The following is a 16,950-nucleotide window of genomic DNA, read 5'->3' on the forward strand; positions in this document are numbered from 1 at the left end:
AGGAGAAGAACCATGTCCCGCCTCCCCGGCCGCCTCGCCGGCGCCGTGCTCACCGCCGCCCTGGCCGTGACCGCCGCCGCCCCGGCCCACGCCGCCGTCCCCGCCCCTGCCGCTCCCACCGCTCCCGCCCTGGTGTCCGGTACCGACGTCTTCGCCGACGACTTCGAATCCGGCACCGTCTCCGCCTGGACCCGCCAGCGCGTCGACGGCAACGGCAGCATCACCGTGGCCGGCGCCCCCGCCGGCGGCAGCGGCCGGGCGGCCCGCTTCGCCGTGCCGAACGACGGCGTCTCCTACCGCTCCGAGGTCGCCGTCAACTCCCTCGGCTGGGGCAGCTACCGCTTCGCCCTCGCCGACTACCTGCCCGCCGACTGGGTGCGGACCCCCACCGAGACGATCGTCGCCCAGTGGCACGGCTACCCGCTCGCGGACGGCAGCGACACCAAGCCGCCGATCGCCCTGACCGTCAAGGACGGCAGCTGGCGGCTCAAGGTGCACTGGCTGTCCGACCCCAGCACCGTCCAGGAGGCGGTGATCCCGCTCGGCGACGTGCAGTTCGGCCACTGGAACCAGTGGGCCTTCGACATCACCTGGTCCACCGACACCACCCCCGGCGCCGTCACCGTGTTCCGGGACGGCGCGCAGGTCGGCGCGTACAGCGGCCTCAACAACTACCACCAGAACCAGTCGCCGTACTTCAAGACCGGCATCTACCGGGCCAACTGGAACCCGGCCAAGAACATCCCCTACCCGACCGGCGGCCCCGACGTGGTGGCCTGGAGCGACAGCGTCGTCGTGACCAGGTACTGACCCGCGCGCACGGACCCCGGACCCCGAGAACCGAAGAGGTAGCACCACCATGAGCGACGCAGCCCGTCACCGCGGCCTGCCCCGAAGAGGCTTCCTCGGCCTGAGCGCCGGAGCGGCCCTGCTGGCGGCGGGCTGCCGCTCGGCCACCGAGGACGCCGCCGGCGGGGCCGCGGCCTCCGCCACCGCCTCCGCGCCGGACCTCCAGATCGTCTACGGCGCCGCCCCCGACCCCACCCAGCTGCTCCACCGCGGCCCGGACACCCCGGTGTTCGTCAACCTGGTGCTGGACCGGCTGGTCGACCTCGACCCGCAGACGCTGCAGCCCGTGCCCTGGCTCGCCACCTCCTGGGAGTGGAGCGCCGACCGCACCCGGCTGGTGCTCAAGCTGCGCGAGGACGTCACCTTCCACGACGGCCGCCCGCTCGACCCGGACGACGTCGTCTTCTCGCTCACCGGCGCCGCCAAGTCCTCCCAGGTCAAGCCGCTGCTGGAACGGCTCGCCGACATCAGGGCGAGCGCCCGCAACGAGGTCACGCTCACCCTCGCCAGGCCCACCAGCAACCTGTTCGACGCGCTCGCCTTCAACCCCGTGGTGGACGCCCGCAGTTACGTCGACGGCAAGGCCGCCGAGAAGGTCAACGGCACCGGGCCCTTCACCTGGCAGTCGTTCAAGGGCGGCAACCAGCTCGACCTGGCCCGCTACGACCACTACTGGCAGAGCGGGCGGCCCCGCTTCGAGCGGATCACCGTCCGGTCGGTGACCAGCAGCCAGGCCGCGCTGTCCGCCCTCCAGTCGGGGCAGTCCCACCTGATCGGCGCGGTGCCCGGACGCGACCTCAAGGTACTGGGCGGGAACCCGGGCTTCGCCGTGCAGTCCGCCAAGTCCTCCTACCAGCAGGCGTTCCTCGGCGTGAACACCACCAGCGGGCCCTTCGACGACCGCCGGGTGCGCCAGGCCCTGCAGTACGCGGTGGACCGCGAGCGCATCGTCGCCCAGGTGTACGGCGGCCACGCCGAGGCGAGCAGCCTGCCCTGGCCGTCCAACACCCCCGGCGTCACCCCCGACCAGGTCACCCGCTACCCGCACGACCCGGAGAAGGCCCGCGGGCTGCTCCGGGAGGCCGGCGCCGAGGGCGCACGGGTGCCGCTCACCGCCGCCAACTCGCCGGTGTTCGCCTCCCTCGTGGAACTGGTCAAGTACGACCTGGAGCAGGCCGGCTTCGGCGTCGACGTCCAGCTGCTCGACAACGCCGCACTCCAGCCGAAGATCCAACAGGGCACGCTGGAGGGACTGTTCATCGCCAACCACGGCATGGTCAGCGTCTCCCCGCTGAGCGGGATCACCGTCTCCGGCCCGCTCCAGGTCGGCCGGAACACCTCGCACGTCACCGACCCCGCCTACGCCGAACTCCAGTCCCGCGCCTTCGCCGCCGCCGACGAGCGGGCCCGGGCCGACGTCAACCACGAACTGTCCGAGTACCTGCTCGCCGAGTCCTTCCACATCACCCTCGCGCACGCCTGGGAGACCTACGCCTTCGCCTCCTCGGTCCACGGCGTGGCCACCAGCGCGCTCGGCTACCTGCGGCTCGACGACACCCGCCGCACCGCCTGACGCGCCGCAACGCGACCGCCGTCCCAGGGCGACCCCCACCGTCCTGGGACGGCGGCCCCCGCCCGCCCGACCACCCGGAGTACCCCCGTGCCCTACTGGACCAGAAAGGCGGCCGGCGCGCTGGCCACGCTCTGGCTCGCCTCCGTCGCCGTCTTCCTGCTGCTCCGCCTCGCCCCCGGCGACCCGGTGTCCGCCGCGCTCGGCGCCGAGGCCGACCAGGAGCAGCGCGACCGGCTCGCCGACAGCCTCGGCGTGGACCGGCCGATGCCCGTTCAGTACCTGGGCTGGCTGCACGGGCTGCTCACCGGCGACCCCGGCAGCTCCTTCCACTACCGGGAACCGGTCACCCGGCTGATCGGCCAGAGCGTCGGCAGCACCGTTCAGCTCGCCCTCGCCGCCGGCCTGCTGATGCTGGTCCTCGGCCTGCTGCTGGGCGTCGCCCTGGCCTCCGAGCGGCGCGGCCGGCTCGCCCGGGTGCTCGACCCGGTGGCCACCGCCCTGCTGGCACTGCCCGTGTACGTCACCGCCGTGCTGTTCGTCTTCGTCTTCGCGGTGCTGCTGCGCCTGCTGCCCGCCGGCGGCGAGCGGGACCTGTTCGCCGCGCCGGACCTCGCCGTCCAGTACCTCGCGCTGCCCGCGGTGGCGCTCGCGCTGCCGGGCTCGGCGGTGCTGGCCCGGCTGCTCGCCACCGAGCTGCGCCGCACCCGCCAGGAGGAGTTCGTGCTGACCGCCGTCGCCAAGGGGGCCTCGCCCCGGCGGGTCCTGGCCCGCCATGTGCTGCCCAACAGCCTGGCGCCGTTCTTCGTCGAGTTCGGCCTGCACCTGGGCGAGCTGCTCGGCGGCGCGGTGGTCGCCGAACAGCTCTTCGCCCGGCACGGCCTCGGCCAGCTGCTGCTGGACGCCATCAACCAGCGGGACTACCCGGTCGCCCAGACCCTGATCATGCTCGCCGTCGCCGTCGCCGTGCTCGTCCAGCTCGGCTCGGAGCTGCTGGTCGGCCGGCTCGACCCGCGGATCGCCCGCGCCGGCACCGGGGAGGACCGGTGACCGCCACGACCACCCCCGCAGTGCGCCGCTGGCGGCTCGCCCCGCCCGCGCTCCCGGCCGCGCTGCGCACCCGGCGCGGCCGCACCGGCGCGCTGCTCGTCCTCCTGGTGGTGCTGCTGGGGCTGCTCGGCCCGCTGCTGGCCGCGGACCCCTACCGGCAGGGCCCGGACGCCCTGGCCGGGCCGTCGGCGGCCCATCTGCTGGGCACCGACGAGGTCGGGCGCGACCTGCTCGCCCGCGCGCTGGCCGGGATTCGCACCGAGCTGCTGGTCTGCCTGCTGGCCGTCCCGGCGGCCGCCGTGCTCGGCACCGCGCTGGGACTGCTCGGCGGGCTGAACCGGCTGCTGGGCGAGGCCGTCCAGCGGCTGTTCGACCTGCTGCTCGGCCTGCACGGAGTCCTGCTCGGACTCGCGCTCGCCCTGCTGGTGCGCCCCGGAACCGGCACCGTGGTGGCCACCATCGTGCTCAGCGCGCTGCCCTCCTTCGGACGCCAGGCACGGGCCGCCCTGCTCGCCCAGTTGGCCCGCGACCACGTGGTGGCGGCCCGGGTGCTCGGCGTGCCGCGCGGCCGGATCCTGCGCCGCCACGTGCTGCCGAACGTCGTCGACGCCACCACCGCGCTGCTGGCCGTGGCGATGGCGCACGCCGTCAAGACCGAGGGCGGACTGAGCGTGCTGGGCCTCGGCATCCAGCCGCCCGCCCCCTCGCTCGGCACGATGATCAACACGGGCTCCAAGTACCTCTTCCTCCACCCGGGTTACGCCCTGGCGCCGGTCCTCCTGCTCGGCCTGCTGGTGTTCGGCCTGACCCTGCTCGCCGACTCGTTCAACCGGGAGAGACTGCGTTGACCACGACTGATCCGGTGACCACGACCGATGCGGTGACCACGACCGGTGTGGTGGCCACGACCGGGACCGACCGGGCCCCGACCGCCGCCGCGGTGCCGGGCCGGCCGCTGCTGGAGGTGCGCGGCCTGCGCGTCACGGCGGGCGGCGGCGAGGCGGTGCGCGGGGTGGACTTCACCGTGCGGCCGGGCGAGATCCTCGGCCTGGTCGGTGAGTCCGGCTCGGGCAAGACCCTCACCGCGCTGGCCGTCAACCGGATGCTGCCGCCGGGCTGCCGCACCACCGGCGGCACCGTCCGGTTCGACGGCACCGACCTGCTCGCCCTGCCCGAACCCGCCGTGCGCGCGGTGCGCGGCCGACGCATCGGCATGGTCTTCCAGGACCCGCTGGCCCACCTCAACCCCCGGATGCCGGTCGGCCGCCAGCTCGCCGAGGCGGCGCTGGTGCACGGCGCGAGCCGCCGGGCCGCCCGCGACCGGGCGCTCGAACTCCTCGACCTGGTCGGCATCGCCGAGCCCGCGCGCCGCTACCGCGACCGGCCGCACGAGTTCTCCGGCGGCATGCGCCAGCGCGTGCTGATCGCCATGGCGATGGCCAACCGCCCGGACCTGCTGATCGCCGACGAGCCGACCACGGCGCTCGACCCGAGCACCCGGGTGGAGATCCTGGACCTGCTGGTCCGGCTTCGTGACGAGACCGGCACGGCCGTCCTGCTGATCACCCACGACCTCGGCGTGGTGGCCCGCAGCTGCGACACCGTCCAGGTGATGTACGCCGGACGGATCGTCGAACGGGCTTCCACCGCGCACCTGCTGGCCGCGCCCCGGCACCGGTACACCGCCGGGCTGCTGGCCGGCGTGCCCCGGCTGGACGGTCCGCCCGGTGCACCGCTCGCCGTCATCGGCGGACGCCCGCCGGCGGCCGGCCGGGCACCGGACGGCTGCGCCTTCGCCCCGCGCTGCGCGGCCGCCGACGACCGCTGCACGGCCTCGGCGCCGCAGTGGACCGGCGCGGCCGACTCCGGCTTCGCCTGCCATCTCCCGGTGCCCCAAGCCGTGGTGACGGAACGTCGGAACAGCGGGCCGCGGCGGTCGGAGCGGTCCGCCGAGCCCGTCCTGGTCGCCGACGGGCTCACCGTCCGCTACGGCCGCCGCCGACCGCCAGCCCTGGAGGGCGTGAGCCTGAGCGCCGCGCCCGGCCGGGCGGTCGGGGTGATCGGCGAGTCCGGCTCCGGGAAGTCCACCCTGGCCCGCGCGCTGCTCGGGCTGGTGCGCCCGCAGGCCGGGACGGTGCGGGTGGACGGCCGGTCCTGGGCCGAGGCCGACCGCGCCGAGGAACGCGAGCTGCGCCGCCGGGTGCAGCTGGTCTTCCAGGACCCGTACGCCTCGCTCAGCCCCCGGATGACGGTGCGCGAGGCGCTGGCCGAACCGCCGGCCGCCCACGGGCTGCGGGACCGCGACCCGCGCGGGCTGTGCGAGCTGGTCGGCCTGCCGGAGGCGGTGCTGGACGCCCGGCCGCACCGGCTCTCCGGAGGCCAGCGCCAGCGGGTCGCGATCGCGCGGGCCCTGTCCGTCGGCCCGCAGGTGCTGGTCGCCGACGAGCCGACCTCCGCGCTGGACGTCTCGGTCCAGGCGCAGATCCTCAACCTCTTCGCCGAACTGCGCGAACACCACGGCGTCGGGCTGGTGTTCATCTCGCACGACCTCGCGCTGGTCCGGCACCTGTGCGACGACGTGCTGGTGCTGCGGCACGGCCGGGTCGTCGAACGGGCCCCCGCCGCCGAGCTGTTCGCCGCCCCCGCCCACCCGTACACCCGGGAGCTGCTGGCCGCCGCCGGCGCCCCCGGCCTGCCCCGCCCATGACCGGACTCTGGAGCCCCATGCCTGCCGTGCCCCCTTCGCGTCGCCAACTCCTGCTCGGCACCGGTGCGGTGGCCGCGCTCTCGGTGCTCGGACCGGCCACCGGTGCCGCCGCCGCGCCGACGGGCCGGCCGTCGAACGGACCGGACGTGACCGAACTCGGCCCCGGGAACAGCGACTTCCCACTGATGAGCGCGACGCTGATCGGCGACACCCTGTGGATCGGATCGCGCAACCTCGCCCCGGCCCGGGTGATCGGCCACCACCTGCCGACCGGCCGGGTCACCGCCACCGTCGAGCTGCCCACCGGCAACTTCGTCCAGGGCTCGGCCGCCCGGGACGGCGTGCTCCACCTCGGAGTCACCGACGCCCCGGGCGCGGCCAACCTCTACCGCTACGACGGCACACTGACCGCGCTCGGCAACGTCCCCGGCGCCGACGTCCGCGACGTGGCCGTCGCACCGGACGGGACGGTCTACGCGACCGGACGGCAGAAGGGCCGGGCCGCCGGTCCCGGCCTCTACGCCTGGAGCCCGGCCACCGGCGCCGTCACCGAGGTCGCCTCCCCGGCGCCGGGTGCCACCCAGGGCCGCGCCGTGGCGGCCACCGCGACCCACGCCTACCTCGGCGTCGGCAGCAACCTCGCAGGCGGCGGCGGAGCGACCCGGGCGAGCCTGTACGCCGTCGAGCGGGCCACCGGCGCCGTCACCGACATCACCCCGCCCGACCTGCGCGGCGACACGATCATCCGCCGGATCACCGTCCTCGGCGACGACCTGCTGGCCGTCTCCACCGAGGGCGCGCCCGCCCACGTCGCGCTCCTCGACCCGGCCGGCCACCGGGTGCTGCGCTCCTTCGCCGTCCCCGGCACCAAGAGCGTCACCAACTTCCAGCGCCGCGGGGACACCCTCTGGTTCACCTCCACCGAGCACGGCGTGCTGTGGCGCCACGACCTCGCCACCGGCGCCCTCGACCAGCTCGCGGTGCCCGTACCGGACGGCAACTCCTGGGGCCTCGGACGGCTCGGCGACACCCTGGCGGGCGTCACCGAGGGCGGCACCGTCTGGACCCTGGACCTCGGCACCGGGACCGTCACCACCCGGGACCTGGTCGAGGCCGGCGCGCCCGCGGCCCCCCAGCTCGGCATGTCGGTGGCGGCCCGCGCCGGGCGGGTGTACGTCGGCGGCAACGGCTCGATCGCCCTGCACGACCTGGCCGCCGGCACCGTCCGCAAGCTCCCGGTTCCGGGCGAGGCCAAGGACACCCTGGTCCTCGACGACGGCACCCTCTACCTCGGCGTCTACTCCTCGCAGGGCATCTGGCGCTACCGGCCGGGCGTCGACCGGGTGCCGGTCGAGGAGGCGGCGCTGCCCCAGGAGCAGAACCGGCCCCAGGTGATCCGCCGGGACCCCGACAGCGGCCTGCTGCTGCTCGGCGTCCAGGCCGACACCACCGGCGGCGGCTCCTTCGTCACCTACCGCCCGGGCAGCGGCCGGCCCACCGTGCACACCGACCCGCTGGGCCCGGAGCAGATGGTGCGCGCCGTGGCCGCCGGGCGCGGACAGGCCTTCCTCGGGGGCGACAACGCCCGGCCCACCGGCCCGCGCGGCGACCTGGCCGGCTGGGACCCGGTGGCCGGCCGCGAACTGTGGCGCACCGCGACCGACCTGGGCGCGGGCGTCAGCAGCCTGGCCGTGCACGGGCACACCCTGTACGGGCTCACCGTGAACGGCCGGGCGTTCACCGTCGACCTGCGGGGCTCCGGGAGGCGCGGGTTCACCCCCGTGATCGGGCGGCGCGCCGAGCTGGGGGCGGTGTCCGGCGCCAACCCGCGGTTGCTGGCCCTCGGCGGGGCCCTGTACGGGGTCAGCGAGCGCACCCTGTTCCGGCTGGACCGCGACACCCTGGCCGCGACCGTGCTGGTCGAGCTGGACGCCGAGTGGTACAGCGGCGCCCGGCTGGCCGCGGACGAGGACGGGGTGCTCTACACGCTGCGCGGGCGCGAACTGATCGCCGTCCGGCCGTAGACGGCGGGGGAGCCGTAAACGGCGGGGGGTGGGCCGGCCCGGGTGGGCCGGCCCCTTCGCGTCAGTGCGCGGCGTGCGGCTTCCCGGTGGCCTGCGACTTCCCGGTGGCGTGCGGCTCCCCGGCGGCCCGCGGGACGAAGCGCGTGAACGGGTCGGCGACCTCCGCGCAGTGCTCGGACAGCAGGGCCCGGAAGCGGTCGAGCAGTGCCGCGTGCCGGGCGTCGACCGCGAGGTTGACCAGTTCGCCGGGGTCGGCCGCGAGGTCGAAGAGCTGCTCCCGGTGGTCGCCCCAGGCGTAGCACACGTACTTGTGCCGCCCGGCGCGAACCATCCGGCCCAGGGCGTTGTTGAAGCCGGGGATCTCCCAGCGGGTCTCGACCACCACACTGTCGTGCGGCCGCGAGGCGCGGACGCTGCGGCCGGGCAGCCCGTCGGGCCCCTCGATGCCGGCCAGGTCGCAGAGCGTCGGGATGAGGTCCAGCCCGGCCGCGACCAGCCGTTCGTCGACGGCGCCGGCGGCCACCCCGGGCGCGGAGACCACCAGGGGCACCCGCACGCACTCCTCGTACAGGGCCCACTTCTGGTTCCAGCGGTGGGCGCCCGCGCCGTCGCCGTGGTCGGAGCTGAACACCACCACGGTCCCGCGGTCCGTGCCGCGCTCCGCCACGGCCTCCAGCAGCAGTCCGATGTGCCGGTCCACCCGCTCCACCAGGGCGTAGTAGGCGTGCCGGTAGCGGCGCCAGTCGTCCTCCCGCCACTCGGCGGTCGGGTGGGTGTGCGGCTGGGCCAGCCGGGCCAGCCGGGGCAGCGCCGGATCGTACGGCCCGACCGGGAAGTTGGCGGGCAGCGGCGGGAGTCGCGGGACGGGCGGCGCGGGCGGGAGCGGACCGGTGCGCGGGTCCTGGCCGCGGGCCCACTCGCAGATGCCGTGCGGCTCCAGGAAGGAGGCGACCAGCAGGAACGGCCGCTCGCGCGGGGCGCGGACGAACTCCGCGGCCGCGCGGGCGAGTCCGGCGTCGTCCCCGCCCGCCGGGTGGATCCGGCGAAAGCCCCGGTCCGCGGGCAGGTCGAGCTCGGGCAGGTGCCACTTGCCGCCGTAGCCGCAGTCGTACCCGGCCTCGGTGAACAGCCGTCCGAGCAGCGGGTCCTCGGGGCCGCCGGTGTTGCCGGTCACGCCGACCGCGCTGGGCAGGCGGCCGGTCATCAGACTGGCCCGGGAGGGGGTGCAGAGCGGCTGGGCGCAGTAGGCGTTGGGGTAGCGGGTGCCGGCAGCGGCCAGCGCGTCCATCGCGGGGGTACGCAGGTACGGGTTCCCGGCGGCGCTCATCGCGTCGGCGGTCTGCTGGTCGGTCAGGATCAGCACCACGTCCGGGCTGCTCCGGTCCAGGGGGTCGGGCACTGGTCAGGCCATCCGTTCGTAGGTGTGCGGGTCCAGCGCCCGGCGCAGCGGCGCTCCGCGCAGCCAGCGCTCGAACTCCTCGACGACCAGATCGCCGAGGCGGCGGCGCTCCAGCCCGCGGCTGCCCGCCAGGTGCGGGGTGACGACGACGTTGGGCAGGGTGAACAGCGGGGAGCCGGGCAGCGGTGGCTCGGGGTCGGTGACGTCCAGCACGGCGAAGAGGTCCGGGCGTTCGGCGAGGACGGCCAGCAGCGCGGGCTCGTCCAGGACGGCTCCGCGCGAGGTGTTGACCAGGGTGGCGCCGGGCTTCATCGAGGTCAGCAGCCGCCGGCCGACCAGGCCGCGGGTCCCGGGCAGCAGCGGGGTGTGCACGCTCACCACGTCGGCGGTGGCGAAGAGTTCCTCCGGGCCGACGGCCCGGACCCCGGGCGGCGGCGCCGGGGCGTACGGATCGTGCGCGAGGACCTCGACGTCGTAGCCGCGCAGCATCTCGCAGACCAGCCGCCCGGTCGCGCCGAGCGACAGGACGCCGACGGTGGAGCCGTACCCGCCCGGGGTGCGGGCGGCCGGGACGGCGGCGCGGGCGGCCCGGGCGGCGAGGACGTGGCGCCAGCCGCCCTTGAGGGCGTAGACGATCTGGGCCACGGTGAACTCGGCGACCGGGACGGCGTTGGCGTGCGCGGCGGTGACGATCGGGATGCCCGCCGCCCAGAACGCCTCGCCGGCGATCCGGCGCACCGAGCCGGCGGCGTAGAGCACCAGTCGCAGGCGGGGGAGCCGGGCCAGGGCGGCGGCGTCCAGGACGGGGCCGCCCCAGCCGGTGAACAGCACCTCGACGTCGCGCAGCGCGTGCGGTTCGGCGGCCAGCCGTTCGGCGCTCCACACCCCGTCGGGCGAGGCCGGGTCGGCCAGCACCTCGGCCCGGGCGGCGACCCGGGCGCGCGCCCGGGGCCCGTACACGTCGGGGAAGCGCTCCGGGTCCATCGCGAAGGCGGCGGTGGGCATCCGGTTCTCCTCGGGTCGCTGACGCACAAGGAGTTTCTATCACAGTGAGAAATAGTGGGGGTTTCGTCGCGCCCGTAGCTCGTAGCCCGTCACGCGTGGCCCGCGGGCCTCAGCGGGTGATGAAGGTCGCCCCGTCCGCGAGCCGCACCGCCGCCGAGGCCGCGCCGACCAGCTCGGTGGTGGTGCTGTGCACGACCACCAGGCGCGGCAGCACCGGCACCCGCCCCTGCAGCCGGCTCTCGATCGCCGCCGGGAGCTCGCCCCCGCTCTCCCAGAACAGCCGCCCGCCCAGGGCGATCAGCTCCGGGGCCAGCACCGCGCTCAGGTTGGCCACCACCAGCGCCAGGTCGTCGGTGAGTTCGCCGATCAGCCGGACCGCCGCCGGATCGCCCTCGCGGCCCAGCCGGAACAGGCCCGCCACCCGCTCCGCCGGGGTGCCGGACACCGTCAGGCCGGCCTCGGTGATCCGCCGGTCCACCGCGTGGTCGCCGATCCTCGCCTGGGTGTCGCCGGTCCGTCCGAGCGGCCGGTCCAGCGCCGCGTGGCCGGACATCAGATGGCCCAGTGCCCCGGCCGCGCCCAGCCGGCCGCGGTGCAGCCGGCCGTCCAGCACGATCCCGGCGCCGACCTCGATGCCCACCACGACGGCCGCCAGGTCGCCCACGCCGGACGCGGCCGGCGACTGCCGCACCGCCAGCGCGACCAGGTTGACGTTGCTCTCGACCGCCACCGGGACGCCGTAGCGCTCCTGGAGCAGCACACCCAGCCGCAGCCCGGGCCAGTCCAGGGCGGGCGCGAACTCCACCAGCCCGGTGCGGTCCCGGACCACCCCGGGCACGCCCACGACGAGGGCGCGCGGCGCCCCCGCGTGCCGCCCGGCCCAGTCCCGCAGGCCGTCCACCAGCGCGAGCAGGGGGCCGGTCAGGTCGCCGGCCGCGATCTCCCGCGGCCGGTCCGGGCCGGGGAACGCCCAGTGGTGCTCGGCCTCGTGCAGCACCGTGCCGTCCAGGGCGGCCACCACGCCGACGATCCGGCGCGGGCGCATCGCGATCGCCAGCACGGTCTGCGCGCGGGCGTTGTACCGGATCAGCTGCGGCGGCCGGCCCCCGCTGGACGGCGCCCGTTCCGTCTCCACCTCCACCAGCCCCTCGGCGCGCAGCACCTCGACCAGCCGGTGCACGGTCGCGGTGCTCAGCCCGCTCTCGGCGGCCAGTTGCTGCCGGGACAGCGTGCCGTGCCGCCGCAGCACCTCCAGCAGGACGGTCTGGTTCACCTGGGCGACGGTCTGCGTCGTGGCGGTGGCGGGGGTACGGCTCGGGGGCATCGCGGGCTCCTCGGCCCGGGTCGGGCCCGGGCGGTCAGGACTTTGTCTCAGCTTGAATATATCCTTGGCCCGGCCGTCCGGAGCCGCCCGACAAGCCATGGAGCCGCCATGCCGCTCGCCTACTCCACGCTCGGCGTCCCCGGGCTCCCGCTGGCCGAGGCCGCCCGGCTCGGCGCCGACCACGGCTGGGACGGGCTCGAACTGCGCTGCGCCGAGGGCGAGTCCGTCCACCCGGCGATGACCCCCGGGGAGCGCCGCGCCGCCGCCCGCACCCTCCGCGCGCACGGCCTCACGCCCCTCGCGCTCGCCTCCTACGTCGGCGTCGCCGCCCCCGGACCGGACACCCCGGTGACCGACGCGCTCCGCTCCCACCTGCGGCTCGCCGCCGACCTGGGCGCGGGCGCCGTGCGGGTCTTCCCGCGCGGCGGCGACGGTCCGCGGGCCGAGGCCGACGACCGGGGCGCCCGGCGGCTCGCGGCGGTCGCGCAGGAGGCCCGGGCACTGGGTGTCCGGGTGCTCGTCGAGACCCACGACTCCCACCGGGGCGGACGGGCGGTGGCCGGGCTGCTGGCCCGCGTCGCCCACCCGGCCGTGGGCGCCCTGTGGGACCTGATGCACACCCATCTCGCGGGCGAGACGCCCGCCGAGACCCGGGCCGCGCTCGCCCCGTACCCCGGCCACGTGCAGGTCAAGGACATCGCCGGCCCGCACGACCGCACCCCGCTCCCGCTGGGCGCCGGCGTCCTGCCGATCACCGACTGCCTGCGCCTGCTGCCGCCCGGCGCCTGGGTCTGCTGGGAGTACGAGGCGCCCTGGCACCCGGCGGCCGCCCCGCTGCCCCCGCTGCTCGCGTCCGGCGCGGCCTTCCTCACGGCAGCGGTCGAAGGAGTGCCGGGGCAGGGAGCCGTACCTGACGGGGCGTGATCGGTACGAAGCAGTCCGGGCGTTGCCGTTCGGTGACACGGAATGCTCCATTCCGTCGACTGTTCGCACTAGTTTCGAATTGCACCCGGCGCCCGCCCTCCGGCCCACACAGGAGGGACGACCCGCACCGGCTGCTCCTCACCCGTACTGCGCTCAGGAGAACCCGCATGCCCCTCTCGACGATCCGCCGCGCGACCGCCACCCGTACGCTCGCCGGAACCGTCCTGGCCGCGGCCCTGCTGGTTCCTGCCGCGACGGCCTGCTCTCCCACGGACACCCAGGGCTCGGCCGCAGCGACCACCGCCCCGCCCGCCGCCACCGCACCGGCCACCACCCCCGCCGCCACGGCACCGGCCACGACGCCCGCCGCGTCCGGCACGCCCGCCACGCACGGGGCCACCGCCCCGACCGCCGCCCCCACCGGGCGCGCCGCGACGACGCCGGGAGCGCCGCCCAAGACGGCCCCGGGCGTCCGCACCGAGACCCTGGTGGACGGCAGCACGGCCGAGATCAAGGACCTCGGCAACATGCACTACGTCGCCAGGATCCTCAACAAGGGTCAGGTCCTCGCCACCATGGAGACGAAGGAGCACGACGACGGACTCGACGCCAACGGCATGTTCGTCATGCTCTCGCTGGACGGCCGGATCCACTCCTGGATGGGCGGGAGCCACCAGGGACCGGGCACCTTCAAGCTGGCGGGCGGCTGGACGGCCAAGGTCACCAAGCTCGGCGAGCTCCGGTACCGCGCGGAGATCCTCGGCAACGACAACGCCGTGTACGGCACGCTGGAGACGGACCAGCACGACGTCGGCGTCGACGCCAACGGCATCTCCATCGTGCTCTCCGCCGGCGGTGAGATCAGCGCCCACGCGTGAGCGCGCGGGGCCCCGCCCCGCGAGGCGCGCACCCCGACTCCGCGCCCTGATCCGACGCCATCCGCCCCGGCCGCCCCGGGGGTGCCGGCGGCGGGTTGGTGGCGCGGGGGAGCCGGTGCATAGGGTGGGGCCGATGTGTCGCCGTACCCGTGGAGAATCCGATGAATTCGACCCCTGTTTCCGACGGCCTTCTCCCGGTCGGGGTGATCGGGCTCGGTGACATCGCGCAGAAGGCGTATCTGCCGGTGCTCACCGCGCTGCCCGGGCTGGACGTCCGGCTGATGACCCGGGACGCGGCGAAGCTGGACAGGATCGGCGAGGCCCACCGGATCGCCCCCGAGCACCGCTTCACCGACCTCGGCGCCCTGATCGGCAGCGGGATCCGGGCGGCGTTCGTGCACGCCGCGACCAGTCAGCACGTGCCGATCGTGGAGCAGCTGCTCACCGCCGGGGTGGACGTCTACGTCGACAAGCCGCTCGACCAGACCCTGGACGGCGCCCGCCGGCTGGTCGACCTCGCCGACCGCACCGGCCGCTCGCTGATGGTCGGGTTCAACCGCCGCCACGCGCCCGGCTACGTCCAGGCCAAGGAGCGCCCGCGCGATCTGATCGTGCTGCAGAAGAACCGCGAGGGCCTGGCCGAGGCGGCACGCCCGCTGGTGTTCGACGACTTCATCCACGTGGTGGACACCCTGCGCTTCCTGGCCCCCGGCGAGATCGAGCACGTGGACGTCCGCTCGCGGGTCCGCGACGGCCTGGTCGAGCACGTCGTCCTCACCCTGGCCGGCGACGGCTTCACCGCCCTGGGCATCATGAACCGGGTCTCCGGCTCCACCGAGGAGGTGCTGGAGGTCTCCGGCGGCGACTCCAAGCGCGAGGTGCGCAACCTGGCCGAGGTGGTCGACCACCGCGGCCAGCCGACCGTCCGCCGCCGCGGCGACTGGGTGCCGGTGGCCCGTCAGCGCGGCATCGAGCAGTGCGTGCTGGCCTTCCTGGCGGCCGTCCGCGCCGGGCACACCCTGGACGCCCATGACGCGCTGCGCACCCACGAGCTGTGCGAGCTGGTCGTGGAGCGGATCGGGGCTTCCTGGGAGTCGGCTGGGAGCGGGCTGTGAGGATCCTGGGCTGACCTGGTGTCAAGTCATCTCCGGGGAACCGACAGTTCACCGGCAGGGTCTTGTCGGGGCATTTTCTACGCGCGTATCTTGAGGGGCGCCGCGGGGGGTGGGTGTCCGTCCCCCGCTTCTTCTCTACGCGAGTAGCGCGCGCTCGAAGCGCGCCTCCGCCCGGACCGCCGTGCCACGCCAGTGCCGCACGACGGAGCTAGGAGTCCAGCCCCGGTGACCACCGCCCCCGCACCCCGTCCCCGCAGAGCCCTGCTGCGCGCCGCCCTGATCCCGGCCTCGCTGGCCGCCTCGCTGGTGCTCGTCCCGCTGCCGGTGGCCAACGCCGCCGCGCCCGCGACCCCCGCCCCGACCGAGGTCGGCCCGCTGCGGATCCACGACATCCAGGGCGGCACCCGGATATCCCCGCAGGCCGGCAAGCCCGTCACCGGCGTGCCCGGCATCGTCACCGGCGTGCGCGCGTACGGCAGTTCCAAGGGCTTCTGGCTCCAGGACCCGAACCCGGACGCCGACCCGGCCACCAGCGAGGGCGTCTTCGTCTTCACCGGCGGCAACCCGACCGTGAAGGTCGGCGACTCGGTGCTGGTCAGCGGCAAGGTCACCGAGTACTACCCGAACTTCAGCGGCGGCTCGCAGTCCCTCACCGAGATCTCCGCCCCGGGCGTCACCGTCCTGTCGGCCGGCAACCCGCTGCCCGCCCCGGTGGTCGTCGACACCCGCAACATCCCCGGCACCTACGCCCCGCCGGCCGGTGCGGACGGCTCCGTCGACGGCGTGGCGCTCAACCCGGAGAAGTACACCCTGGACTTCTACGAGTCCCTGGAGGGCATGCTCGTCCAGGTCAAGGACGTCCGGGTGATCCAGGCGACCGACAAGTACAACGAGCTGTGGGTCGCCGCCGACCGCCAGGACCAGCGCAGCAAGCGCGGCGGCGTCCTGTACGAGTCCTACCGCGAGCCCAACGTCGGCCGCCTGATGATCCAGCAGCAGGCCGCGGTCACCCAGCAGCCCTTCCCGGTCGCCAACGTCGGCGACGAGCTGACCGGCACCACCACCGGCCCGCTGGACTACAACAACTTCGGCGGCTACACCCTGGTCGCCGGCACCATGGGCACGCTGAAGGACAACCACCTGCAGCGCGAGGTCACCGCCCAGGCGACCGACCGCGAGCTCACCCTCGCCACCTACAACGTGGAGAACCTGGCCCCGGGCAACCCGGACGCCAAGTTCGCCGAGCTGGCCCAGGGCGTCGTCACCAACCTGCGCTCGCCCGACATCGTCGCCCTGGAGGAGATCCAGGACAACAACGGCGCCAAGAACGACGGCACGGTGGACGCGAGCCAGACCGTGGCCAAGTTCATCGCCGCGATCAAGGCGGCCGGCGGCCCGGCCTACGACTGGCGCTCGGTCGACCCGCAGGACGGCAAGGACGGCGGCGAGCCCGGCGGCAACATCCGCCAGGTGTTCCTGTTCAACCCCCAGCGGGTGTCCTTCACCGACATCCCCGGCGGCGCCGCCACCTCCGCCGTCGGCGTGACCGGCACCGGCGCGAGCACCGCGCTGACCGCCTCGCCCGGCCGGATCGAGCCGAACGACGAGGCCTGGACCAACAGCCGCAAGCCGCTGGTCGGCCAGTTCTCCTTCCGCGGCAAGAAGGTCTTCGTCATCGCCAACCACTTCAACAGCAAGGGCGGCGACCAGGGCATCGACAGCCGCTTCCAGCAGCCGGTCCGCAGCTCCGAGGTGCAGCGGATCAAGCAGGCCACCGTGGAGCAGGCCTTCGTCGCCCAGCTGCTGGCCGCCGACAAGGAGGCCAAGGTCGTCTCCCTCGGCGACTTCAACGACTACCAGTTCTCGCCCGCGCTCGGCGCGCTCACCAAGGACGGCGTGCTGCGCGACCTGGTGAACGAGCTGCCGGAGACCGAGCAGTACTCGTACGTCTACCAGGGCAACTCGCAGGTGCTGGACCACATCCTGGTCAGCCCCGAGGTCGGCTACGCCAAGTACGACGTGGTGCACATCAACGCCGAGTTCGCCCAGCAGGCCAGCGACCACGACCCGCAGGTGGTCCGCATCAAGCCGTAGGGCCGCACGGA

Annotated in this window: 13 protein-coding genes; 10 read left to right on the plus strand and 3 right to left on the minus strand. The window is 75.0% G+C overall.

Annotation, left to right across the window (positions count from 1 at the left end; genetic code table 11):
• Positions 1 to 12 precede the first annotated feature (12 nt).
• The 6 genes from ACFVVA_RS08435 to ACFVVA_RS08460 all read left to right on the plus strand — a co-directional run bounded on the left by ACFVVA_RS08435 (position 13) and on the right by ACFVVA_RS08460 (position 8,200).
• A complete protein-coding gene (locus ACFVVA_RS08435; RefSeq protein ID WP_387687026.1) occupies positions 13 to 810 on the plus strand; it encodes a heparin lyase I family protein in 798 nt (265 codons plus the stop codon).
• 49 nt (positions 811 to 859) lie between these two features.
• Entirely contained in the window at positions 860 to 2,422 is a 1,563-nt protein-coding gene (locus ACFVVA_RS08440; RefSeq protein WP_387687028.1) for an ABC transporter substrate-binding protein, read from the plus strand.
• Between the two features lie 87 nt (positions 2,423 to 2,509).
• Positions 2,510 to 3,469, plus strand: coding sequence for an ABC transporter permease (locus ACFVVA_RS08445; protein WP_387687030.1), 960 nt, complete (start codon positions 2,510 to 2,512; stop codon positions 3,467 to 3,469).
• Positions 3,466 to 4,317 carry an ABC transporter permease gene (locus ACFVVA_RS08450; RefSeq protein WP_387687032.1) on the plus strand — a complete coding sequence of 284 codons (852 nt, stop codon included), beginning with the start codon at positions 3,466 to 3,468 and terminating at the stop codon, positions 4,315 to 4,317. The genes ACFVVA_RS08445 and ACFVVA_RS08450 overlap by 4 nt, the downstream gene beginning before the upstream one ends.
• Positions 4,318 to 4,331: 14 nt before the next feature.
• The gene (locus tag ACFVVA_RS08455; RefSeq protein ID WP_387687034.1) at positions 4,332 to 6,176 is read left to right on the plus strand and encodes a dipeptide ABC transporter ATP-binding protein; all 1,845 of its coding nucleotides are present in this window, start codon (positions 4,332 to 4,334) and stop codon (positions 6,174 to 6,176) included.
• 26 nt (positions 6,177 to 6,202) lie between these two features.
• Entirely contained in the window at positions 6,203 to 8,200 is a 1,998-nt protein-coding gene (locus tag ACFVVA_RS08460; protein WP_387687036.1) for a hypothetical protein, read from the plus strand.
• Positions 8,201 to 8,261: 61 nt separating this feature from the next.
• Here ACFVVA_RS08460 and ACFVVA_RS08465 read toward each other — a convergent pair whose 3' ends face one another.
• From ACFVVA_RS08465 to ACFVVA_RS08475, 3 genes are all read right to left on the minus strand, one after another.
• Complete coding sequence (locus ACFVVA_RS08465; protein WP_387687039.1) at positions 8,262 to 9,599, minus strand: sulfatase; 1,338 nt, start codon at positions 9,597 to 9,599, stop codon at positions 8,262 to 8,264.
• Positions 9,600 to 9,602: 3 nt separating this feature from the next.
• Positions 9,603 to 10,631 carry a hydroxyacid dehydrogenase gene (locus ACFVVA_RS08470; protein WP_387687042.1) on the minus strand — a complete coding sequence of 343 codons (1,029 nt, stop codon included), beginning with the start codon at positions 10,629 to 10,631 and terminating at the stop codon, positions 9,603 to 9,605.
• An 82-nt stretch (positions 10,632 to 10,713) separates the two neighbouring features.
• Positions 10,714 to 11,928 carry an ROK family protein gene (locus ACFVVA_RS08475; protein WP_359911216.1) on the minus strand — a complete coding sequence of 405 codons (1,215 nt, stop codon included), beginning with the start codon at positions 11,926 to 11,928 and terminating at the stop codon, positions 10,714 to 10,716.
• A gap of 108 nt (positions 11,929 to 12,036) precedes the next feature.
• Between ACFVVA_RS08475 and ACFVVA_RS08480 the strand changes: the two genes are divergently transcribed.
• From ACFVVA_RS08480 to ACFVVA_RS08495, 4 genes are all read left to right on the plus strand, one after another.
• Positions 12,037 to 12,852, plus strand: a complete 816-nt coding sequence (locus ACFVVA_RS08480) for a sugar phosphate isomerase/epimerase family protein (protein ID WP_387687046.1) — start codon at positions 12,037 to 12,039, stop codon at positions 12,850 to 12,852.
• A gap of 167 nt (positions 12,853 to 13,019) precedes the next feature.
• Positions 13,020 to 13,730 (plus strand): hypothetical protein, encoded by a 711-nt coding sequence (locus ACFVVA_RS08485; RefSeq protein WP_387687049.1) that lies wholly within the window; start codon positions 13,020 to 13,022, stop codon positions 13,728 to 13,730.
• Between the two features lie 161 nt (positions 13,731 to 13,891).
• The gene (locus ACFVVA_RS08490) at positions 13,892 to 14,845 is read left to right on the plus strand and encodes a Gfo/Idh/MocA family oxidoreductase (RefSeq protein ID WP_359911225.1); all 954 of its coding nucleotides are present in this window, start codon (positions 13,892 to 13,894) and stop codon (positions 14,843 to 14,845) included.
• A gap of 225 nt (positions 14,846 to 15,070) precedes the next feature.
• Positions 15,071 to 16,939 (plus strand): endonuclease/exonuclease/phosphatase family protein, encoded by a 1,869-nt coding sequence (locus ACFVVA_RS08495; RefSeq protein ID WP_380352924.1) that lies wholly within the window; start codon positions 15,071 to 15,073, stop codon positions 16,937 to 16,939.
• Positions 16,940 to 16,950: the final 11 nt, after the last annotated feature.

This window comes from Kitasatospora sp. NPDC058048, from assembly GCF_042885555.1.
Taxonomy (GTDB): Bacteria; Actinomycetota; Actinomycetes; order Streptomycetales; family Streptomycetaceae; genus Kitasatospora; species Kitasatospora lactacystinica.